General features: G+C 71.6%; 16 protein-coding genes. 3 read left to right on the top strand and 13 right to left on the bottom strand.

All coding sequences use genetic code 11. From position 1 onward, the window contains the following. The 5 genes from D7X99_RS33910 to D7X99_RS33890 form a co-directional block, all read right to left on the bottom strand. Nucleotides 1-2798, bottom strand: a 2798-nt coding sequence (locus D7X99_RS33910) for a CHAT domain-containing protein (protein WP_199756402.1), incomplete at its 3' end; no start/stop codon positions are given. Between the two features lie 4 nt (nucleotides 2799-2802). Then, complete coding sequence (locus D7X99_RS33905; protein ID WP_121781374.1) at nucleotides 2803-3294, bottom strand: hypothetical protein; 492 nt, start codon at nucleotides 3292-3294, stop codon at nucleotides 2803-2805. Nucleotides 3295-3378: 84 nt separating this feature from the next. After that, complete coding sequence (locus D7X99_RS33900; protein ID WP_121781373.1) at nucleotides 3379-4110, bottom strand: hypothetical protein; 732 nt, start codon at nucleotides 4108-4110, stop codon at nucleotides 3379-3381. Continuing rightward, nucleotides 4107-4652 (bottom strand): RNA polymerase sigma factor, encoded by a 546-nt coding sequence (locus tag D7X99_RS33895; RefSeq protein ID WP_233613923.1) that lies wholly within the window; start codon nucleotides 4650-4652, stop codon nucleotides 4107-4109. The genes D7X99_RS33900 and D7X99_RS33895 overlap by 4 nt, the downstream gene beginning before the upstream one ends. Before the next feature lie 324 nt (nucleotides 4653-4976). Further along, complete coding sequence (locus tag D7X99_RS33890) at nucleotides 4977-5720, bottom strand: SDR family oxidoreductase (RefSeq protein ID WP_121781372.1); 744 nt, start codon at nucleotides 5718-5720, stop codon at nucleotides 4977-4979. A gap of 114 nt (nucleotides 5721-5834) precedes the next feature. Here D7X99_RS33890 and D7X99_RS33885 point away from each other — a divergent pair, with 114 nt between their 5' ends. Continuing rightward, nucleotides 5835-6725, top strand: a complete 891-nt coding sequence (locus D7X99_RS33885) for a LysR family transcriptional regulator (RefSeq protein ID WP_121781371.1) — start codon at nucleotides 5835-5837, stop codon at nucleotides 6723-6725. 12 nt (nucleotides 6726-6737) lie between these two features. Here D7X99_RS33885 and D7X99_RS33880 read toward each other — a convergent pair whose 3' ends face one another. The 6 genes from D7X99_RS33880 to D7X99_RS33855 form a co-directional block, all read right to left on the bottom strand. Next, nucleotides 6738-7310 carry a glutathione S-transferase family protein gene (locus D7X99_RS33880; RefSeq protein WP_121781370.1) on the bottom strand — a complete coding sequence of 191 codons (573 nt, stop codon included), beginning with the start codon at nucleotides 7308-7310 and terminating at the stop codon, nucleotides 6738-6740. An 87-nt stretch (nucleotides 7311-7397) separates the two neighbouring features. After that, nucleotides 7398-8885, bottom strand: a complete 1488-nt coding sequence (locus D7X99_RS33875; protein WP_121781369.1) for a serine hydrolase — start codon at nucleotides 8883-8885, stop codon at nucleotides 7398-7400. 33 nt (nucleotides 8886-8918) lie between these two features. After that, nucleotides 8919-11426, bottom strand: a complete 2508-nt coding sequence (locus D7X99_RS33870) for an RND family transporter (protein WP_121781368.1) — start codon at nucleotides 11424-11426, stop codon at nucleotides 8919-8921. A gap of 169 nt (nucleotides 11427-11595) precedes the next feature. Beyond that, nucleotides 11596-14211 carry a magnesium-translocating P-type ATPase gene (gene mgtA / locus D7X99_RS33865; protein ID WP_121781367.1) on the bottom strand — a complete coding sequence of 872 codons (2616 nt, stop codon included), beginning with the start codon at nucleotides 14209-14211 and terminating at the stop codon, nucleotides 11596-11598. A gap of 84 nt (nucleotides 14212-14295) precedes the next feature. Next, nucleotides 14296-16230 (bottom strand): penicillin-binding transpeptidase domain-containing protein, encoded by a 1935-nt coding sequence (locus D7X99_RS33860; protein ID WP_121781366.1) that lies wholly within the window; start codon nucleotides 16228-16230, stop codon nucleotides 14296-14298. Nucleotides 16231-16334: 104 nt separating this feature from the next. Then, nucleotides 16335-18959: a right-handed parallel beta-helix repeat-containing protein gene (locus tag D7X99_RS33855; RefSeq protein WP_147476341.1), complete on the bottom strand. Its 2625-nt coding sequence runs from the start codon at nucleotides 18957-18959 to the stop codon at nucleotides 16335-16337. 259 nt (nucleotides 18960-19218) lie between these two features. Between D7X99_RS33855 and D7X99_RS33850 the strand changes: the two genes are divergently transcribed. Beyond that, on the top strand, nucleotides 19219-19878 hold the full coding sequence (locus D7X99_RS33850) for a cytochrome b/b6 domain-containing protein (RefSeq protein ID WP_121781364.1): 660 nt from the start codon (nucleotides 19219-19221) through the stop codon (nucleotides 19876-19878). Then, nucleotides 19871-20566 (top strand): molybdopterin-dependent oxidoreductase, encoded by a 696-nt coding sequence (locus D7X99_RS33845; protein WP_121781363.1) that lies wholly within the window; start codon nucleotides 19871-19873, stop codon nucleotides 20564-20566. The genes D7X99_RS33850 and D7X99_RS33845 overlap by 8 nt, the downstream gene beginning before the upstream one ends. Before the next feature lie 11 nt (nucleotides 20567-20577). On the opposite strand, the gene D7X99_RS33840 is transcribed toward D7X99_RS33845, so the two are convergent. Together D7X99_RS33840 and D7X99_RS33835 are read right to left on the bottom strand one after the other, a co-directional pair. After that, on the bottom strand, nucleotides 20578-21012 hold the full coding sequence (locus D7X99_RS33840) for a hypothetical protein (RefSeq protein ID WP_121781362.1): 435 nt from the start codon (nucleotides 21010-21012) through the stop codon (nucleotides 20578-20580). 13 nt (nucleotides 21013-21025) lie between these two features. Further along, on the bottom strand, nucleotides 21026-21814 hold the full coding sequence (locus D7X99_RS33835) for an alpha/beta fold hydrolase (RefSeq protein WP_121781361.1): 789 nt from the start codon (nucleotides 21812-21814) through the stop codon (nucleotides 21026-21028). Between the last annotated feature and the right edge of the window lie 102 nt (nucleotides 21815-21916).

The raw sequence follows: 21916 nt of genomic DNA, 5'->3' as shown, positions 1-21916 counted from the left end.
CCCGCGGACACCTCCAGGAGCACACTCCGCCCCAGGCCCCCGACGGCGGGCCTCACCGGCACCAGCGCCGCGTCCCCCATCACCCCCAGCCCGGCCCACATGGCCGCGGGCTCGCCGTCCTCCCAGGCCTCACGCTGGGCTTCGCGCAGCGCCGACGCCGCGCCCTTCCCCGATGCCAGGTGCCGGTAGTAGCGCTCCAGCAACTCCGCGGCCTCTGCGTCGCGCATGGGCCACAGGCTGGCCACCACGGCTCTCGCTCCCGACTCGAAGAAGGCCCGCGCGAGGCTCAGCACGCCTTCTCCCGCGAGCAGCGCGCCAGAGGCTCCCCGGCAGCTGGAGAGCACCACCAGCGCGTCCCGCAGCCGCAGCTCCGTGATCTCCCGGGGCTGGAGCAGGCCGTCCTCTCCCGCCGCGCCCGGGGCCAGCACCAGGGCGGAGCGCTCGGGGGACTCGACGTCCACGACCGCGTGCGCGGCCACGTGGAGGATGCGCACCGCGTCCCAACGGGACTCCTTGAGGGCATGCTCGGACGCCTCCGCTCCCACGAGCAACCGGGGCTTCACGGCCGTGTCCTCCAGGGCCTCGCTCACGGTGCGGCCCTCGCGGCGCGCCTCCGGAAGCGCGCCCAGGCTCGCCGTCTCCAGGAACACGCCACCCCTCGCGGAGGCCACTTGCGTGCCCTGAAGGGTGCCGCCCCGGTCGGGATCCGCCAGGACCAGGGCCTCGCCCTCGGGAGGCCGGGCGGGCTGCTCGCGCCAGTAGTGGAGCAGGCTCGCGGAGGGCACTCGCGCCAGTTCGTACCGGGCCATCAACGGCGGAGCGTCCGCGTGCTCCCGCAGCGCGGCGAAGGGCAGGTCGTGCAGTGGACCATCCGGCACCAGCAGCAGGCGCGACACCTTTGGTGGCAACTCACGCAAGGCCGGGGCGAGCAGCTGCGCGTACAGCGCCGCGGCGGTGCCTGCCTCCGAACCGTCGCGGCGCTCGATGAGGCCCGACAGGAGCGCCACCGCGGGGCGCAGCCGTGCGCGCTCCGGGATGCGGTACGCGTGCGTGCCCTCGCGCGTCACCGCCAGCACCCACGCGCCTCCCGCGCGCTCGCCCTGGACGTCGTGCTCAGAGCCCGCGAGGAAGACGAACAGGGCCTCCTCCTCACCCAGTCGCTGCTCGGTCGCGGCGAGCGACGCGAACGGCAGCTCCGCGTGCCGGGCCGCTGGACGCAGCTCTCTTTCGCGGCGCTCCAACTCCTGGAGCTCGCCCAGCAGCCGCGTGCGCTCGGACGAGGACAGCGCGGGGTCCAGCAACCGCCGCTGAATGACAGACAGGCCCCGCAGCACACCGTCCCTCGCCTCCCGCTGCTCCGGTGGCTGCTCTTGCGTCGGGAGCGCGCGGGAAGCCACCAGGGCCTCGAACAACGTCCTCGCCCGCAGGCGCTCACTCACCGCGAAGGCGCGCTCCAGGGCCTCGCGGGGCGGCACGGCGGAAGTCTCTCCGGCCTCCAGGATGCGGCCCGCGAGCCGGTGGTAGTCGCTGGCCCAGTTGGAGAAGAGCTCGGCTTGACTGGAGGCGTCCCGCTGCCACTGGCGCAGCACCTCCACCGCGTCGAGCGCGCGCTCCGCGTGTCCCAGGGCCTCTGGCAGCGGGCGCGTGCGGAAGGCCAGCGTCGCCCGCGTGCGCCACACCGAGGCGAGGTAGAGCGGGTTGTCGTGCTCGGCGGCCAGCGCCAGGGCCTCGTCCACGTCATGCCACGCGGCGGCCGCGTCCACCGCCGCGCGGCGTTCGGCGCGCGTCCACAGACAGGCGATGCGCCGCTCGGGCAGGCCCGTCTCCCGGGCGATGTCGATGCAGCGGCCGAGGGCGTCCTCCGCTTCGCTCCGCTCCCCGGGCCCGTCGCCCAGCAGCTCCGCCACGAGGCGCAGCGACATCGTCTCGGAGACCTTGCTGCCCGCGCGCGTGGACGCCGCGAGCGCCTCGCGCCCGAGCCGCAGCAGCGCCGCCCGGCCTCCCTGGCTGGGACGCTCGTCCTGCCGCCGCCAGGCGAGGTTCGCGAGCGCGAAGCGGACGCGCGCCTCCGTGCCCGCGTCCTTGGTGCGCTCCGCCAACTCCGCGAGCCGCGCGTACGCGTCCTGCGCCTCGTCGAAGCGGCCCAGGTTCGCGCTCACCGTGGCCAGCGAGCCAAGCAACTGCTTCTTCAGGCCGTCGGTACCGTCCGGAAAGGCGAGCCCTTCCGCGCGCTTGAGCAGGCGCCAGGCACGCCCCAGGTCCTGGCCCAGGTCGGAGAGCTCGGCGGCCTCCAGGATGAGCGCGCGCACCTCCAGCCAGGGGTTCCCGGAGGCCCGGGCCACTTCGCCCACGCGCAGCACCCACTGGTGCGCTTCCTCCTTCTGGCCGCGCATGCCCAGCGCGTTGCGCAGGTTGATGCCGGCCAGCACCTCTCCCTCGGCATCCCCCTGACTCCGGAAGGCGAGGGCCGCGCGGCGATAGGACGCCTCCGCCAGGGCAGGCTCGGAGGGCAGCTCCATGTGGCCGAGCACCAGCGTGAGCCAGGGGCGGTCCGGGTGCCTCGCGATGAGCCCCTGGAGCCTGCGCCGTGCCTCGTCGCGCGCCTCCAGCCCCTGGGCGTTCCGGAAGAAGCACATCGCCGCGTCGGAGTCCTCCGGGTGGGCGTCGAAGGCCTCCTCGCACCGGGCGAGCGCGGCGGGCACTGGAGGCGAGGCGGCCCGCGCGGGGGCGCACAGGGCCAGCCCCACCGAAAGGGTGAAGCCGCCCAGGCGTCCCACGTGCTGTCGCCGCCTTCCCATCACATCAGGTCCTCTCGACCTCCACCTTGCATGTCCAGATGGTGACAGGATCCCCCCCGCCCGTTTCGGGATCCCTGCTGACATGGGGGGGAATCTCACAGATCAGCCGCGTGTGAGGCGGCGGCGGGAAGCCCTGCCCCTCCCGCTCGATGACCAGGACGCCGGCGGAGAACTTCCCGGCACCGGGCGGCAGGACGAGCTGCGCGCGAAGTCCGGCGGACGAAGGTGCCGTCACGGTCACCCGCAGCGGCACCGTCGCGCTCACGGTGCCCGTGACGGTCGCGAGCACCGCACCAGAGTCGTCCACGATGCGCAGGGTCATGGGCACCGTGGATGACGGGCCCAGGACGCCCGCGTCCACCACGGAGGCCACCACCGTGTCCAGCGCGGCCCCCACCAGCGACTTCGTGGTCAGGATCACATTGAACGGCGTGGGCGCCGCCTGCGCCGCGGCCGAGGCTCCCCACAGCATCGCCATCATGGACAGCGCGCGCACCCATCCCCTGCAAGCATTGATTGCCTTCATACATCCCCCTCTGCATGTCATTGAGCTGCCGGCCTGGCCCAAGCATTGCGGCACTCACCGCAACCGGTTCACGAACGTACTGCCGCGCTGGACGCTTCCATCCGGAAGCCGCGCTTCCACCTGCCACAGGATGCGCGCGCCGGAGGGCAACTCCGCGAGCACATCCACCGGCACCGTGTATTCGCGCGACTCCAGCCGCTCCGCGCGATGGAACACCTTCAAATCCTCCGACGACACCTGCACGCTCCAGGACACCGCCTGGGGCACTCCGCTCCAGCGGAGCACGAACTGCTCGCGGGGAAGCGCGGTGGCGTCCGGCACCTGCGAGGTGATGGCCTCCGCCGCCCCACCGCGGATCCGCGTCGGATCCACTTGCGCCTGCTGCTGCCGCACCACCACGACCGCGCCCACCAGGACCACCACCGTCGCCGCCATCGCGGCCATCGCCTGCCGCCCCTGCCAGAAGCGCCGGGCGGTCAGGGACACCACCTTCGCGGGCACCTCCACGCCTGTCGCGGGCACCACCGCCGGAGCCCCCCGCTCCGCCTCCACCGCGGCCTGCGACATCGCCTTCGCCAACCGCCACGCCTGTGCCCACGCGGGATCCGCCGCGACGCGCTCGATGACCGCCCGGCGCTCCTCCACCGGCAGCTCCTGCCTCACCGCGCGCCAGACGAGGTCCGCATCCACCGGCTCCCCTGCCGCGTCATCCTCGCGCAGCGCCGTGCGCAGCCGCTCCACGCCCTCGGCATCCAGCGTGTCATCCTCGGGACGGCGTTCGCTCACGGCTGGATTCCCTTTGTGGAGAGACAGGCTCGCAGCGCGCTCAGCCCCCGGTAGATGAGGTTCTCCGTCCGCTTGGCCTCCCACCCCAGCAGCTCCGCGGCCTCCGGGACGGTGTGCCCTTGCAGGTGCAGCGTCACGGCGAGGCGGCGGTCCTGCACCAGCCCCTGAAGACAGTCACGCACAGCCCGCGCAATCTGCGAGGCCCCCGCCGCGCGCTCCGGGTCTCCCGGCGCCACCGGTTGGGCGGACCCCTGCTCCACCTCCTCCAACGCCACCTCCTTGCGCGCCCCCATCCGGCGAAGCTCGTCGATGAGCGTCGTGTACGCCACCCGGTACAGGTACGCGGGAGTCAGCTCCGCCTGGCCCTGGGTGCGCCCGCGCAGCTCCACCACCTTCATCATCGCGACCTGCAACAGGTCCTCCCGCCGGTCCGCGAGCGACGCGGGACAGACGCTCGCGAGCGCCCGGCCCAGGTCACGCCGCAGCGTCTCCAACCCGGCATCCGGGGATGCACCCGCCCATGGGCCGTGTCGCAACTCCAAGATGCCTCCCCTCGCGAAAGGGCGCCGAGCGTCGTTCGAACGCATCATCGGCGGCCAGGAGAAGCCGGGCAATCCGTGAAAATTCCCCGGAGCCCATGGGCTCTGGGGAAGACATTCGCGCTACCGGAGGTCCGCGCTGCCGCCGGGAAAGGCAGACGTCCGCGCGGATGCGCTGAAGCCCAGCACGGAACGAAGGCGTGGGGACGGTGACATGGGGTTGCTCCTGATGGGTGGCGCCCGGCGGCCGTGATGGCCATCCGGTTCGCGCCTGCCCCCACCCAACGGAAATGCCCCTTTTTTCCCCTCACCCCTCGCGCACGATTCTCAGACCATGCCGCCGTTGGCGCGGAGGACCTGTCCGTTGATCCACCCACCCTCCGGACCGGAGAGGAAGGCCACGGACGCGGCGATGTCCTCCGGCGTGCCCAGCCGCTCCAGGGGGTTGAGCTTCGCCATGCGCTCCACCAGCTCCGGGGACTTGCCGTCCAGAAACAGCTCGGTGGCGGTGGGCCCGGGCGCCACGCAGTTGACGGTGATGTTCCGGCCGCGCAGCTCCTTGGAGAGGACGGCGGTCATCGCCTCCACGGCGGCCTTGGTGGCCGAGTAGACGCCGTAGTTCTCCATCCGCAGGCCAATGACGCTGGTGGAGAAGTTGATGACGCGCCCACCGTCGCGCAGTCGGCGCGCGGCTTCACGCAGGCCGTTGAACGTGCCCTTGATGTTGACGGCCACGTGCTGATCAAACAACGCGTCGTCGAAGTCCGCGAAGCGCACGAACTTCCCGATGCCGGCGTTGTTCACCAGCACGTCCACGCCGCCGAACGCTTCTTCCGCCGCGTTGAACATCCGGGGGAAGGCAGTGGGGTCGGCGACATCCGCCTGGAGGCTCAGGGCCCGGCCGCCCGCCGCTTCAATCCTGCGCACCACGTCCTCCGCCGCGTCGCGGTTGCCCGCGTAGTTGACGATGACGTTGAAGCCGTCGCGAGCGAGCCGCTCCGCCACCGCGGCGCCAATGCCGCGCGAGCCGCCCGTCACAAGGGCCGTCTTCTTATGGGTCTGGGTCGTCATGGGGGTCCTCTCCTCTGGGAGCGCCGTCGTCGGCGCCAGGTGAGGACAAGATGGACCTTTCCGAGCCACGGATAATCGGCTTTGTTCCGGCATCACTGTTCGACAGGGCGGACAATGGACCGGTTCGACGCCATGAAGGCCTTCACGCGCATCGTGGAGCGCCGGAGCTTCACGCAGGCCGCGAAGGACCTGGGCCTGCCTCGCTCGTCAGTGACGGACGCGGTGAAGCAGTTGGAGGAGCGGCTGGGCGTGCGCCTGCTCCAGCGCACCACGCGGCACGTGAGCCCCACGCTGGACGGCGAGGCGTACTACCAGCGCTGCGTGTCGCTGCTGGCGGACCTGGAGGAGGCGGACGCGGCGTTCGTGGGCGGCCAGCCGAAGGGGCTGGTGCGCGTGGACGTGCAGGGGACGCTGGCGCGCAGGGTCGTGCTGCCGCGGCTGCCGGAGTTCCTGGAGCGCTACCCGGGCATCGAGCTCTACATGAGCGAAGGCGACCGGCTGGTGGACCTGGTGCGCGAGGGCGTGGACTGCGTGCTGCGCGCGGGGGAGCCCAAGGACAGCGACATGGTGGCCCGCCGGGTGGCGCTGCTGGAGGAGGTGACGTGCGCGTCGCCGGCCTACCTCGCGCGGCACGGCGTGCCGGAGAGCGTCGAGGCGCTCCAGCACGGGCACCGCATGGTGGGCTTCCGCTCGTCGCTGACGGGGAGCCTGATTCCGCTGGAGTTCACGGTGGGCGGCGAGGTGCGCCGCGTCGTGCTGCCCACCACCATGTCCGTGAACGGCGCGGAGACCTTCGTCGCGGCCGCACGGTTGGGGCTGGGCCTCATCCAGGCGCCGCGCTACCGCCTGGAGGAGGACTTCGGGCGCGGCACGCTGGTGCCCGTGCTACCCCAGCACCCGCCGACGCCCACGCCCGTGTCCCTGATGTACCCACGCAACCGGCAGCTGTCCCCGCGCGTGCGCGTCTTCATCGACTGGCTGACGCAGGGCTTCACCGCGCCGTGAAGCGGGAGCGCCTCAGCGCAGCTTCATGCACTTGGGACGCGCGAGCAGCCGGTCCACGTAGGCCTCCAGCTTCGGCCGGCCCGTCGCGCCACCCAGCATGCGCTGGTAGATGAACATGGAGCCGATCATCACGTCCGCGGCGGTGAACCAGTCGCCGAAGAGGTAGGGGCCGTCCCCCAGCTCGCGCTCCACGGCGTCCAGCGTCTGCGCGTACTCCGTCCACCCGCGCTGCGGCAGCAGGGGAAGCTTCGCCATGTGGTCGCCCATGGACGGCTCCAGCTGCGACGTCGAGTACACCATCAATGACAGATACCGGCCGCGCTCCGGCGCATCCAGCTTGGGCGCCAGCTTCGCCTGCGGGTACTTGTCCGCGATGTAGAGACAGAGGGCCGTGTTCTCGAACACGCGCGCAGCTCCGTCCACCAGCGCGGGCAGCTTGCCGGCGGGGTTCACCTGGAGGAACTCCGGCGACTTCTGCTCCTTCTTCTCCAGGTCGATGGGCACGATTTCGTACTCGACCCCCGCCTCGTCGAGCATCCACTTGCCAATGACCGCCCGGCTGCGCGGATTGAAATAGAGCTTCATGCAGGCACCTCTCGTGAGCACCACGTGGGACCGCCCCCCGGACACAACGCCCGGGGCGCGGGGCGCATTCGCTCACATCTGGTGCCGCTAGGGGACTGCCTTTGTCGCGGGCGGCCCGGACTGTTCGCCAAGCTTCTGGAGCGCGCCCGCCGCGTTGCTGTTCTTGGGGTCCAGCTCCACGGCCTTGGCGTAGTTCACGCGCGCCTGCGCCTTGTCGCCGACGGCGAGGTACGCCTCCCCCAGGCTGTCGTAGCCATTCCCCACCTGGGGGAACATCTCCACGTTGAGCTTGAAGATTTCAATGGAGTCCGCCGCGCGGCCCTTCCGGAGCAGCTGGTAGCCCAGGCTGTTGAGCTGATCATCGGAGAAGTCATACGCGTCCGGCTTCGTGGCCTTCAGCTCGCGGTAGCGCGCGACGGTCTTCGCGACGGGCTCCTTGTCGACCGTCATGCTCAGCAGCTCCCGGATGCCCACCCGGGGCGCCTTGGGCGGGATGCCGTGGAGCACGCTGAAGAGGCCAGCGGCCAGCGGCTTGAGCTTGTCGCCGCGCGACGTGTTGTCCAGGAGGATGACCACCTCCCTGCTCGCCGGCACGCGGAAGATGCGAGTGCTGAACCCGTTGATGCCGCCGCTGTGGTTGATGGTGGCGAGCTCCGTCTTTCCGTCGTCCAGCTTCAGCGGGTCCATGGAGAACCCGAAGCCGTAGTTCTCCAGGCCGGGCGTGAACATCTTCTGCTTCAGGGCCTCCGGCAGCAGCTTGTTCTCGTAGAGCGCGCGGTCCCAGCGGTAGAGGTCCTCCACCGTCGAGTACAGCGACCCGGCGGCGTATGGCAGGGACATGTCCAGGTAGGAGGCGTTGACGTAGCCGTCCGGCCCGAGCTCGTAGCCGCTGGCGCGCTTGGGCAGCACCGTCGCGGTGACGTCGTAGCCGGAGTCCTTCATGCCCAGCGGCGTGAAGATGCGCTCCTGCACCGCCTGCGCGTACGTCTTGCTGGTGGCGCGCTCGATGATGGCGCCCAGCAGGAAGTAGCCGGAGTTGCTGTAGGCGAACTTCGAGCCGGGCTCGAACTCCAGGTCACCGCTGGCGAAACGCTTCACGAAGTCCGCGACGGAGTACGGGTTGCGCGACTCCTTGGCGAAGAAGTCCGGCAGGCTCGTGTAGTTGGGGATGCCGGACGTGTGGTTGAGCAGGTGGGTGACGGTGATGCGCGAGCCCGTGTCCTTGCGGTAGTCCGGCAGGGCCGACACCAGCGTGTCATCGAGCTTCAGCTTCCCCTCCGCGACCAGCTGGAGGATGACCATCGCCGTGAACTGCTTCGTCACGGACGCGAGGCGGAACTTCGTGTCCGGCGTGCTGGGCACGTTCCATTCGAAGTTGGCCTGGCCGTAGGCCTTCTTCAGGATGACGCCCTTCTCGTTGGCGACGAGCGCCACGCCGTTGAACTGGCGCAGCTGGTGGTACTGCGTCAGCAACCTGTCCAGCTCCTGCTGTCGCGTCGCGGCACCGGCGGCGCCAGGGATGAACAACAGCGCCACGGCCAGCACGCCCAGCAGGCGCAACGGCTTCCAGGTCATTCGGTCTCTCCCATGCATGAGCCTACACACGGCTCAGACGTGGGGCGATTGCGTCCGGGCGGCTTTCGGGGGGAGCGAGGGCGCGAAGAAGAACGCGGGCAGGGCCCACAATCCGGCGGCGAGGCACGCCACCTCGCCCAGGGTCGCCAGCAGGCCGAAGCCCGCCAGGGCCTGGTTGTCGGAGAAGATGAGCGACGCGTAGCCGATGATGGTCGTGGAGGAGCACAGCGCCACCGCGCCCCCCGTGTCGTCCATCACCCGCGTGAACGACCCCGGCCCCTCCTGCCGGTAGCGCAGCACCAGGTTCGCCGCGTAGTCCACGCCGATGCCGAAGGTGATGGGCAGCACCACGAAGTTGAGGAAGTTCAGCCGCAGCCGCAGCGCCGCGGCCAGCCCCACCAGCCACGCCACCCCCATCAGCAGTCCCAGCAGCACCGTCCCCGCGAACACCGGCTGCCGCACGACGCCGAACACCAGCAGCGTCACCGCGAGGAGCGCGAGCAGCGTGGCCCGGGGCCCGTCGTGCAGGACGGAGTCGTTGATGTCCACGATGAGCAGCGGGCGCCCCGTGGCCAGCGCGGGCACGCCCGCGTCCTGGATGGCGTCCCGGACCAGGTCCGTGAGCTGGCGCCCGTACGTCGCGTCGATGGTGCCCACGTGCCGGGGGTAGGCGAGCGCGACACGCCCCACGGTGCCGTCCCGCTCGGTGAGCGGCTGCCGGAGCACGGCGGGCACGTCCTCCCACGTGGGAGGACGCGCGTCCGCGGGGGGCAGGAAGCGGGAGGCCTCGTCGCGGTCCGAGGGGGATAGCCTCGCCACCCGGTCTTCTGGCAGCAGCCGCCGCAGCTCGTGCACGAGCGGCAGCTTCGCGTCCACGTCCCGCGGCAGCAGCGTCTCCGCGGTGCGCACCTCGCCCAGTGGAGCGTCGGCGCCGAAGGCCCGCTGCCGCGCGTCCAGCGCCGTGACGACCCGCTGGAGGTCCTGGGGCGTGTCCGCGACGATGGCGATGGGCGTGAGGTAGGTCTGGAAGACCGCGTCCACCTGCTGGCCCCAGTAGAGGGAACCCCTTCGCTGGCTTTCGCGCGCGCGCAGCTTGTTGAAGTCCGCCTCCACCAGGGGCCCCGGGTACGTCACGACGGCCACGAGCGACGCCACGAGCAGGGCCAGCGCGGTGCCCTGGATGACGCGCCGGCGGTGCTCCACGGCGCGGGCCAGCACCGACGTCAGCCGCGCCGCGCCCCGGACGTTGGAGAAGTCCATGGGGCGCCGCCCCTCCAGCGCGGCGAGCAGCGGAGGCAACATGACGTAGGTGGAGGCCCAGCACAGCGCCATCCCCAGCCCGCCGATGACGCCGAACTGGTTGAACCCCCGGAAGTGCGTCACCGACAGCGACAGGTACGCCAGCCCCGCCGCGAAGGACGCCACGAAGGTGGGCACGAGCGTCGCCGCCCAGGCCCGGGGCAGCGCCGCGTCCAGGGTCAGCCCCGCGCGGCGCTCCTCCAGGTAGCGGGCCATGAAGATGATGGCCGCGTTGATGCCATTGCCCACGACGATGGAGCCGAGGAACGCCGTGTTCGCGTTGAGGTAGCTGATGAGCAGCTGGGCCAGGCCGAAGGTGACGGCGCACCCCACGGCCAGCGAGCCGGTGATGGCCACCAGCGCCCGCCAGCGGCGGAAGTACAGCCACAGCACCGTCGACACGCCCAGCAGCACCAGCGTGCCGGAGACGGCCAGGTCCTCCCGCAGCGACGCCTGCTCCTCGGCCATCGTGGCGACCTCGCCGTCGAACCCGATGCGCGCCGGGGCGTTGGGGAAGCCGGCCGCCAGGGCCTTCGCCTCCGCCTCCACGCGCTCCCGCAGCGCGCGGTTGAAGGCATAGCCGGTGGTGGCCTCCGGTGGACGGACGAGCATCACCAGCCGCTGGCCATCCGCGCTCTGGAAGTAGCCGCTCTTGAAGCGCTCCACGGTCGCGAGCGCCCCGCCTCCCGCGCTCCCGGCCAGGGACGGCAGGTCCAGCGACGGAGGCGTGTCGTCGCCCACCAGGTCCACCATGAAGGGGTTCGCGTGGCGCTGCTCCCATTGGAGCCGCGCCCGGACGCGCTGGAGGAGCGACTGGAGCTGGTCGACGGAGAGGTAGAAGAGGCCGAAGCGGCGCACGTAGTCCAGCTCCGCGTCCGCGCGGTATTCCACCTGGCGCACCTGGGACGGGGGCAGCGCGCGCAGCCGGGCCGCGAGCGCGTCCGCGAAGCGCCGCAGGGCCTCCGGGTCCTTCCCCTCCAGCACCACGGACAGGTGGTTGACGTCGTACAGCCGGGGACCGAGGACGCGGGCGGCCACCACGCTGGGCGCGGAGGACGGCAGCAGCTCCTCCACCTCGCTGCGCAGGTCTCCGTAGAGGGCGACCGTCAGCGCGCCCCCCACCGCGGTGAGCACCGCCGCGAGCGCGAGGATGACGCGGCGATGGCGGATGAGCGCGCCCACGAAGGCGTGAGCGAACCGGTCGCGGGAGGAGCTCCCGGCTTCGTCCTGCCGTGCGTGCACCGCCGCCCCCGTTTCTTCCGTGGCCCGCGCATGACCGGGGCCACTCGGCCGGGATTGTCCCCGCCCTGCGCGGCGCTCCGGCGGGCCGTGGGCCTCCACGGCTCGCTACCGGACACGCGGGCGGGACAGGTGTCCGTCACGGCGCGCTTTCATGCCCCCGGGGAGGAGTTCAGGCGGTGTCGAAGCGGCGGAAGAACCAACGGTTGAGCACCACCGCGCAGCCCAGGTACAGCGCCACCAGCGCCACCAGCGACGCGAGGAGGGCGGGCTGCGGCGGCACGAAGCCGAAGACGTGCCCCAGCGGCGTGAAGGGCAGCACGCAGGCCACCGCCACCACGCCCAGCGACGACAGCACCAGGAGCCGCGCGGGGGGGCTGCGCGGAGCGTTACCCCGGGTGCGGATGATGAAGATGACCAGCACCTGCGTGGTCAGCGACTCCATGAACCAGCCCGTCTGGAAGAGCGTCGCGTCGGCACGGAAGCCGTGCAGCAGCACCGTGAACGTCGCCGCGTCGAAGAGCGAGCTGAGCGTGCCGAACACCGCCATGTAGAGGCGCACGAAGCGCATGTCCCAGCGGGGGGGCCGCGCGAGCTGCTCCGAGTCCACCGTGTCCAGCGGGATGGCCAGCTCCGACACGTCGTACAGCATGTTGTTGAGGAGGATCTGGATGGGCAGCATGGGCAGGAACGGCAGCACCAGCGACGCCAGGGCCATGCTCAGCATGTTGCCGAAGTTGGAGCTGGTCCCCATGCGGATGTACTTCATGACGTTGCCGAAGGTGCGCCTCCCCTCCAGGACGCCGTCGTGCAGGACGCCCAGCTCCGGGCGCAGCAGCAGGAGCGCCGCGGCCTCGCGCGCGACGTCCACCGCGCCCGAGACGGAGATGCCCACGTCCGCCTCGTGCAGCGAAGGCGCGTCGTTGATGCCGTCCCCCAGGTAGCCCACCACGTGGCCGCGCTGCCTCAGCGCGCGCAGGATGCGGCTCTTCTGCGAGGGGGACACGCGCGCGAAGATGGTGGTGTCCTCCGCCCGCGCGCGCAGGCCCGGGTCGTCCAGCAGCGCCACCTCCGCGCCGGTGAGCACGCCCCGCACCTCCAGCCCCAGCGACTGGCAGACGTGCACCGCCACCCGCGCGTTGTCGCCCGTCACCACCTTGACCTCGATGCCCGCCTCGCCCAGCGCCACCAGCGCGGGCCGGGAGCTCTGCTTGGGCGGATCCAGGAAGGAGGCGAAGCCCGCGAAGACGAGGTCCGTCTCATCCTCCTGGGACAGCGGCCCGTCCTGTGACGGGACGTCGCGCCAGGCGAGCCCCAGCACCCGGAAGCCCTGCTCGCTCAAGGCATCGGCGCGGGCTTTCAGGCACTCCCGCGCGTCCGCGTCCAGGGCCTGCGCTGTCCCGTCCGCCGCCTCGAGCGATTCACATCGGGACAGCAGGGCCTCCGGCGCGCCCTTCACCACCAGGACGCGGCGGCCGTCCTTCTCCAGCAGCACGGACACGCGGCGGCGCTCGAAGTCGAAGGGCAGCTCGTCCTGCTTCCGCCAGCCCTCCGTGCACGCCACGCGCCGGGCCAGGATGGCCTCGTCCATGGGGCTGCGCAGGCCGGTGGCGAAGTGGCTGTTGAGGAAGGCCCACGCGAGGGTGCGCTCGCTGTGCTGGGAGGCGGCGTCCTCGGTGCGCTCCAGCCGGATGTTCGCCTCCGTGAGCGTGCCCGTCTTGTCGGTGCACAGCACGTCCATGCAGCCCAGGTCGTGCACCGCGCTCAGCCGCTTGACGATGACGTCCTGGTCCGCGAGCCGCAGGGCGCCCCGGGCGAGCGTCACCGAGACCACCATGGGCAGCAGCTCCGGCGTGAGCCCCACCGCCAGGGCCATGGCGAAGAGGAAGGACTCCAGCAGCGGACGCTCCAGGATCAGGTTCACCAGGAGCACGAACAGGACCATCAATACCGTGAGCCGCATCAGCATCACGGAGAAGCGGCGCGTGTCCCGTTCGAAGGCGGTGGAGGCGACGGGCGCGTCCAGTCCCCGGGCGATGCCGCCGACCTCGGTGTCGCGGCCAGTGGCGAACACGAGCGCGCGGGCCGTGCCTCCCAGCACCGACGTCCCGGCGAAGACGGTGTTGCCCACCTCCGCGAGCGGTGCGTCCGCGGGCGCGAGGCCCGGCGCCTTCTCCGCGGGGTAGGGCTCGCCGGTGAGCAGCGATTCGTTCACGGACAGCGCATGTGACTCCAGGAGGCGCGCGTCCGCGGGCACGCGGCTGCCGGTGGCCAGCAGGACCACGTCTCCGGGGACGAGCTCCGTGGCGGGCCGCGTCTGCTCCACGCCGTCGCGCAGCACCCGGGCACGCAGGGCCACGGCGCCGCGCAGGCGCTCCGCCGCGTCGCTGGCGCGGTGCTCCTGGACGAAGTCCAGCGTCACGCTGATCAACACGATGACGGCGATGATGGCGGAGCTGGTCAGGTCGTGGACGACGGCCGAGATGCCGCACGCCACCAGCAGCACCAGCACCAGCGGGTTGCCCAGCCGCAGCAGCAGCTCCAAGGGGAGCGGCCGGCGGCGCCGGGACTCCAGTTCGTTGGGGCCCAGGGACTCGAGCCGCTCGCCGGCTTCCTGTCCGGCCAGTCCCTGGGAGGTGCTGCCCAGCCGGGCGAGGAGGGACTCCACCGGCTCGCTCCAGGCGGGTGGCCCTTCGCGCTTCGGTGTCGGCCCTCGCCGCGCGCCGGAGCGGCGCTGGGGGTGCGCCACGGGCCCGGTGCCCCGGCCGCTCAAGCGTTCGGCGCCCATCCCCGCAACGTGGACAGTGTCCTCCGGGGTGACCAGCCGCCAGCGCGCGAAGGGGCGCGGCGCTCGGAGGGACGGCCCCGTGCCCTAGCTGGCGCCGTCGTCCTTCTTGAAGGAGAGGACCGAGGCCGCGTCCAGGGCCTGGAGGAAACGGACCGCGACCGGCAGGGCGACGCGGCCTCCCACGCCGCCGCCCTCCACGAACACCGCGAAGCCAATGCCGTCGCGCACGCCGACGAACCACGCGTGGGTTTCGGGCGGCACGGACATGCCGAACTCCGCCGTGCCCGTCTTGCCCAGGAGGCCCGGGATGCTGGCGGCGGACTTCGCCGTGCCGTCCGTCACCACCGCGCGCATCAGGTCGCGGAGCATGACCGACGTGCCCGGGCCCAGCCGCGCCTCCGGACCTGGCTCCGCATCCACCAGCAGGCGCGGCGCGTGCCAGACGCCGGTGGCCGCCGCCGCCGCGACGGTGGCCATGTGCAGCGGCGTGACCAGGACGCGGCCCTGGCCCATGGCGTCCGCCGCGCGCTCGGCGTCGTCCTTCGGCGGGGGGAAGGTGGCGCCCGGTGACGGCAGCCCCACGTCGTAGGACACCCCGAAGCCGAAGCGCCGGGCCGCGTCCTCCAGCACGCGAGGGTCCAGCTTCGACGCGAGCTGGATGAACGTCGTGTTGCACGACAGCGCGAACGCCCGCCGCAACGTGGTGGCGCCCAGCGCCTCGGACTCGAAGTTGCGGAAGCGCTTGCGGCCCACCGTCACCTCCAGGGGGCATTCGACGCGGGAGTCCGGCTTCAGGCCGCTTTCGAGAAGCGCCGTGGCCGTCACCAGCTTGAACGTGGAGGCCGGGGGGTAGCGCCCCATCAGCGCGCGGTGCCACCCCTCCCCGAGCGGCCGGCTGGCCACCGCCAGCACCTTGCCCGTGGCCGTGTCCACCGCGACCAGCGCGGCGGGCTGGGTGACGTCCACGAGCGCCGCCTCCGCCGCCGCCTGCACGTCCGTGCGCAGCGTCGTGCGGACATCGCGTCCCGGCTCCCCATCGAAGCGGTACACCACCTCGCTGCCACCCAAGCGGCGCTGCAGCCGCACCTCGCCGGTGGGACGTCCCGCCAGCGTCCGTTCCTGCGCGCGCTCCAGGCCGGACAGCCCCACCACGTCGCCCGGCTGGTAGGGCATGCCCAGCGCCTGGAGCACCTCCGCCGTCACCTCGCCCACGCGGCCCAGCGTGTGCGCGGCGAAGCCCTCCGCGGGGCTGAGGCGCGCGGGCCTCTTGCGGAAGAAGATGCCGGGCACCGGCGCGAGCACGGAACGAATCTGTTGATAGCGCTCCTGGCGCACGTCGATGAACGCGAGGAACTGCTCTGGCTGCGCGCTCGCGGCGTTCAGCGCGGCGAGCACCTTCGCGGGGTCCACGCCCAGCTGCGACTGGAGCACGCTGGCCACGGCCGCGCGGTCCTTCACCCGGCCCGGCATCACACCGACGCGAATCACTTCTCCCGGCATGGTGAGCGGATCGCCATTCGCATCGAGCAACCCGGCGCGAGGGCCCCAGCTCCGCGTGCGGCCGAAGCGGTCCCCGGGCCGCGCGTCGGGATGGAACACCTCGGGTGTCCAGCGCAGGCTCCAGCGCTTGCTCCGGAGCACGAAGCGCAGACGGGACTCGACGTCCCAGTCACCCAGTCCGCGCAGCGTGTGCACGCCGTGGAACCGCACCACCGCCGTGGTCGCGTCCTGTGACTCGATCACCACCTGTTCGAAGCGCGAGGCGATGACGCCCAGGTCCTGCCTCCAGCGCGTGTGCTGCGCGTCGAAGTCCTGGGGCGCGTCCACGAGCCCCTGGCGCTGCGAGGCCACGTCGTTGCGCGCCCAGGCGTCCAGGTACCGCCGGGCCAGGTCCTCGACGCCTCCGGACACCACGACAGGCGCGGCGGGCGCGGGCGGCCTCGTGGCTCGCGGCGCGCATGCGGGGAGCAGCAACAGGAGGCAGAGCCCCACCCAGGAAATGACCGCCCGTCCGTACACGCGCCCCCCTCTACCTCGCCCGCTTCGCCGAAGCGAACATCCGGCGGTCCTGCTGTCTCCACCTGGACCGGCTGTCGGTCCACCGCGCGCACGCACGGCGTGGATCAGCGGACCGTCTGCTCCTGGGTCTTGCTGGCGCCGTCACCCGTCGCCGTGAGGGTCAGCGGGCCGGCGGCCGCGGCGCGGATGTAGAAAATACCTTCGCGCTGCGGGTTCTTGAGGCTCACCACCGTCACGGGCGCATCCGAGCAGTCCGGCAGCAGGTGGAAGGTCGCGCCCGGATCCGACGCGGCCAGCGTCACCTCCGGCACGGACAGCGAGGCCAGGTTGCCCACCAGGTCCCAGCCCTGCACCACCAGCGCCTCCGAGCACGTGTCCACGTCCAGCGTCCGCGCCGGAGTGGCGAAGCCCACCTGGCGGTCCTCGCCCTGCGTCACCACGTCCACGCCGATGGCGTTCTCGTACAGCTCGCTGTTGTACCCGTCACCGCTGATCCGGTTGCGGCTGATGAGGTTCGCGGTTCCGTTGTCAGAGATGGCGGCCTGGTAGACCTGGTTCGTCAGGTCCTCCTTGCTCAGCTCGTTGCCAATCACCTGGATGTTCTGGGGCGCGGCGGGCGGGTCATAGTCGTTGCCCTCCGCCTGGATCAGGTTGACGCCGACGTCGTTCCCCACCAGTTCGTTGTCCTGGATGAGCAGGTCGTGGCACAGCTCCCGCCCCACGCCGTAGGACGAGCCACCCACCACCAGGATGCCGGAGCCGTAGTCCGCGGACCGCAGGTCCTCGAACAGGAACGCGTTGCCCTGCACCTCGTTGCCCACCACCTGCCCGGAAGCGCCATACGCGAGCTGGATCCCGGTGCGCGAGATCCGTCCGGTAGGCCCCAGGCCGTCGAGGGCGTTGTCCTCCATCGTCACCGCCACCCGCCCCTGCACCACCACGCCCACCTTCTGGTAGCCCGTCAGCCGGTTGCCCCGGATGACCACCGTCAACGGCGTGGCACCTGCAACGCTATTGCGCACGTCGATGGCGAAGCCCTCCTGGCAGCCGCTGATGGTGCCCTGGTTCAAGTCCTCCACGACCGTGTTCTCGATGGTGCCGCTCGCGTCTTCCAGCAGGATGCCGCGCAGCCGGTCCACGCCCGCGTCACACACGTCCGACAGGTTGCGCGCCGTCACCGTGACGAACCGCACGTTCGCCACCGTGCCCCGGTTGCGCAGCACCGCGCCCTTGTAGTGGTCCCCTGCTCCGTCCTCGGACGCGGTCAGCGTGTGACCGCCCCCGTCGAACGTGAAGCCGTCCGGGATGAACACCGCGCTCTGGACCACGCAGTCCTCGCGCAGCGTCACCTGTCCGGGCGACAGGGTGATGGCGCAGGCGGTCTCGCCCGGGCCGCAGCGCCGGCCCATCCAGGTCACGGGGAAGGAGTGCCGCGTGCTCGCGCCCGAAGCGTTCGTCACCACCAACTCCACGGTGGGCGTCACGTCCGCCGGCAGGCAGGAGAGCTCCGTCCAGTCCACCGTGCTCGTCGCGCCATTCCCCACCGGCGTGCCGAGCGCGCCCATGTTCGACGACCAGGTGAACGTCATCGCCTCACCGCGCGGATCCTTCGCGTCCACCGCGAACAGCACGCGTTCGCCCGCGAGCGCGCTCGTGGCGGACTGCGACGTGGTCTCCAGGACCGGCGGCGCCTCCGCCCGCACGCACAGGTTCACGAGTTGCTGCGTGCTTCCACCGAAGCCGTCCGTCACGGCGCCCTTCAACTGACAGCCACAGTCCGTGGGCTCCGCCGTCGGAGTGAAGACGGGCCTGGCCAGGGTGACGTTGTCGAAGGTGCCCTCGCACGTCGCGCTCCAGGCGTACGTCAGCACATCTCCGGCACCGTCCTCGTCCGTCACCGTCGCCTGGACCTGGAAGGGATTGCCCAGCATCACCTGCTGGGGCGCTCCGGCCACGGACGCCACGGGCGCGCGGTTGAACCGCGTGTCATCCAGCGTCGGGGGCGAGCGCGTGGTGCCCATGCCGATGCGGAACTGGAGCGTGGACTCCGCGCCGCGGGCATCCATGACCCGCAGGCGGATCATCGCGTCACGGGCGAACTCCGGATCGACGCCGGCATCGAGCGCCGGGAACGCCGCGGTCCACTCGCAGGTCGCGCCCGCGCAGTCGAGCCCCCCGGAGGTCGCGCTCCACTCATAGGTGAGCTCGTCGTCGTCCAGGTCACTGGCCTCCGCGCTCAGCTCCACGGTGTCGCCAGGGGCCACGATGGAGCGCGGCGCGCGCACCACGTGGATGCGCGGCGCGTGGTTGGCCAGCCCCGGCAGGCCGGACTCGGGCTGGGGCACCAGGACCAGGAGCGATTCCCCATATCGCGGCAGCTTCACCCCGGCATCCACGCTCAGGGGCGCCCTCCCCGCCTCCGTGGAATCCCGGGCGGTCACGGCCAGTTGGAGCTCCTCCTCGGGAGACTCCGGCTTCACGACGGCCGACCACGCGATGCCGCCATCCGGATCCGTCGCGGACGTCAGCGCCTTCGACTCCGTGGCGCCCGACGCGTGCGTCACCGAAGCCGTCACCGAGATGACCTCCAAGGACCGGGGCGGCGCGACCACGAGCCGCGCACCACCGGCCAGCGGCGCCGTGACGGCGGGCTCCTCCTCCACGCAACCGAACGTGGTCAGCAGCAACAACCCCACGAGGTGCAACGCACGGGCGGGCTTCAGGGTCACGGCATCCTCGGGGAAGGCGGACGGGAGTGAGAACGATACCGGGTGATTCCCACACGTCCAATCCACGGGGAGCACGGGCCGTGTGCGTCCGGCGCGCCGTCCAATGCCTGCCAATCCCCCGCGACCCGCGGGCCGGTACTACGGGAATCCTTGCTCGGCGCTGTACTGCTCACCTCGACAGCGAAGTCCTCTCCCGAGCGTTCGCGCCGCCCTCCCGCCGCATGGTCCCAGCCCCCATCGCGGTGCTGCATTCCACCGAGTGCACGCTCCAGAGTCCCGCCGTCCCCAGCCCTGGCCCATCCGGCTCGCACACTGGGCCAACGTGGCGCTGCTCGCCATCCTCGCGGGCAGCGGGTTGCAGATCCTCGCCGCGTATCCGCGCATGGGGACTCGCGGGCGGCCCATCGCGCTGTACCCATTCCAGGACGCCGTGCCGCCGTCGTGGCTGCGCCTGGGGGACTGGCTTGCGGGGGCGCGGAGCTGGCACTTCGCGTTCGGCTGGTTCCTGGCCCTCAACGGGCTCATCTATGTGCTCTACCTCGCGCTCAGCGGCGAGTGGCGCCGCCGCCTGTTCCTCCCGCGCCGCGACACGCGCGATGCAGTGGCCACGCTCGCGTACTACCTGCGGCTCCGCCCCGCGCCCGCGCAGACAGGCCTCTACAACGGGCTCCAGCGGCTGGCGTACACCGCCACGCTGCTCATGGGCGCGCTGTCCGTCCTGTCCGGACTCGCCATCTACAAGCCCGTGCAGCTCCAGTGGCTCACGGCGCTCTTCGGTGGCTACGACCCCGCGCGCTTCGTGCACCTGCTGCTGCTCGCGCTGTTCGCGTTCTTCACCGTGGGCCACGTCCTCCTCGTCGCCCTGCACCCGCGCACCTTCGGGGAGATGATCACCGGCGGGAGGAAGCCCGATGTCTGAGCGCATCCTCACCCGCCGCCGCGTCCTCCTGGGCGCCGCCGCGCTCGCCACCAGCGCGTGCGACTCCCAACGTCCGCGCTCGGGCTTCCTCGGCGTGATGGACCGCTTCAACGAGCGCGCCCAATCCGCCCTCTTCCACCCTGCCCGGCTCGCCCCCGAGGAGTCCGTCGAACAGCTCACCCCGCCCGGCGACTTCCCCCAGTACTTCCTCTCCGAAACCGTGCCCCTGGCCCCCGCTGACTGGAGGCTGGAGGTGGGCGGACTGGTGGCCCGCCCGCGCGCCTTCACGCTGGAGGAACTGCAGCGGCTGCCCCGGACCGACTCCCGGATCCGCCACCACTGCGTGGAGGGCTGGAGCGCGGTGGCGTCCTGGCACGGCGTGAGCCTCCGCGACCTGGCTCGGGCCGTGGGCGCGGACACGCGCGCGGGGTTCGTGGAGTTCCGCTCGTTCGACCAGGGCTACTACTCGTCGTGGGACGCACCGAGCGCGCTGCACCCGCAGACCGTGCTCGCGTACGGCATGAACGGAGCGCCGCTCATCCCCGGCCACGGCGCGCCGCTGCGCCTCTATTCGGGCGTGAAGCTGGGCTACAAGATGGTGAAGTACCTCACCACCGTGCGCTTCCTCCCGGAGGCCACGGGGGGCACCTGGGAGGACCGCGGCTACGAGTGGTTCGCTGGCGTATAGCCCGTGGGCCTTCAGCGCTTGGAGTTCACGACGCCCGGCAGGAACGGCATGAAGCCGCGCTTGCGCAGGTTCTCGCGCTCGGCGAGCAGGGCCGCCAGCGCCGCCTCGCGCGTGGGGAAGTGGTTCACCGCGGCGCCGTTGATGACGCCGCTGGTGCTGATGAACATGAGCGTCATCTCGTCGCCGCCGTAGCGGAACGAGCGGTGCGTGCCGCGCTCCAGCACCTCGCGGCGGACCTTGCCGAAGGTGCGCCCCGCCGTGTGGCGGACGACGAGCCCATCCAGGTTGATGAGCAGGTCCACGCGGCCGTTGAACTTGGCGAACTGCGCTTCCACGTCGCGCCGCCAGCGCTGCACGTCTTCATCCGTCACCAGGATGCAGTCGGTGAAGTTCGCGGTGACGACGTCGTGCTCGGCGTCGCGATCAAAGGACATCCCCCAGGCCATGGCATGTCCTCCTTCAGGCCTGCGCGGCGTTGCCCGCGAGGAACGACGCCAGCAGCGCCGCGGTCTCCGCCGGACGCTCCACCTGGGGGTAGTGCCCCGGCCCCGGCAGGTGCGCCAGCCGCGCGTTGCGGATGAGCCCCACCACCGCCTGCTTGAGGAACACGGGCGGCAGGAACGGATCATCCGTGGCCACCACCAGCGTGGGCGCGGTGATGGCGGACAGCCGGTCCGCGAAGCCGCCCGTCGTCCAGGAGTCGAAGCACTGCTCGATGGCGTCCTTCGACACCGCGCCCGAGTCCTTCAGCAGGGCCTCCAGCGACTCCGGCGACAGCTGCTTGCAGGCCAGGCCCAGGATGGTCTTCTGCTTCTCCCGGTCCCCCGCGGAGCCACGGAACAACCCGGCCGCGTCCGGAGGCAGCGGCAGCCCCGACGCGGGCACCGAGTTGGCCAGCACCAGGCCAGTGACGCGCGAGGGAGCCTCCGCCGCCACCCACTGCGCGATCTGCCCGCCCATGCTGTGGCCCACCAGCGCGAAGCTCTTCGCGCCCGCGTGGTCCGCCACCGCCAGCACGTCCTTCGCGTACTGCGCCAGCGTGTACCCCGACGTCGGACGCCCGGACTGCCCGGTGCCCCGGTGGTCCGGGACGATGATGCGCAGGCCGGTCCTGTCCAGCTGCTCCAGCATCGCGTCCCACACCGCGCCGGACACCATCCACCCGTGCACCAGCACCACGTCGCGAGGACCGTCCCCCAGGACCCGGTAGTGCAGGGGTGTACCGTCCGTCGCGTTCGTCGTGGGCATGGGGGGTCTTCCTCCGGGGGGAGAGAACTGCTGGAAGTCGTGGCTTAAAGGGGAAGCGTAGCAAGCCACGACTGGGGCGTGGCCGTCCACATGCTCGGGGGT

The organism is Corallococcus sp. AB032C, assembly GCF_003668935.1.
GTDB lineage: Bacteria > Myxococcota > Myxococcia > Myxococcales > Myxococcaceae > Corallococcus > Corallococcus exiguus.
Note: the sequence above shows the minus strand (reverse complement) of the source record. Positions and strands in the feature narration are given on the sequence as shown.

What these genes read in the sequence shown, in the direction of transcription:
- D7X99_RS33890 (WP_121781372.1), bottom strand. Translation starts at nt 5,720, where the DNA reads ATGACGACCCAGACCCATAAGAAGACGGCCCTTGTGACGGGCGGCTCG.
- D7X99_RS33885 (WP_121781371.1), top strand. Translation starts at nt 5,835, where the DNA reads ATGGACCGGTTCGACGCCATGAAGGCCTTCACGCGCATCGTGGAGCGC.
- D7X99_RS33880 (WP_121781370.1), bottom strand. Translation starts at nt 7,310, where the DNA reads ATGAAGCTCTATTTCAATCCGCGCAGCCGGGCGGTCATTGGCAAGTGG.
- D7X99_RS33875 (WP_121781369.1), bottom strand. Translation starts at nt 8,885, where the DNA reads ATGACCTGGAAGCCGTTGCGCCTGCTGGGCGTGCTGGCCGTGGCGCTG.
- mgtA (WP_121781367.1), bottom strand. Translation starts at nt 14,211, where the DNA reads ATGGGCGCCGAACGCTTGAGCGGCCGGGGCACCGGGCCCGTGGCGCAC.
- D7X99_RS33845 (WP_121781363.1), top strand. Translation starts at nt 19,871, where the DNA reads ATGTCTGAGCGCATCCTCACCCGCCGCCGCGTCCTCCTGGGCGCCGCC.
- D7X99_RS33840 (WP_121781362.1), bottom strand. Translation starts at nt 21,012, where the DNA reads ATGGCCTGGGGGATGTCCTTTGATCGCGACGCCGAGCACGACGTCGTC.
- D7X99_RS33835 (WP_121781361.1), bottom strand. Translation starts at nt 21,814, where the DNA reads ATGCCCACGACGAACGCGACGGACGGTACACCCCTGCACTACCGGGTC.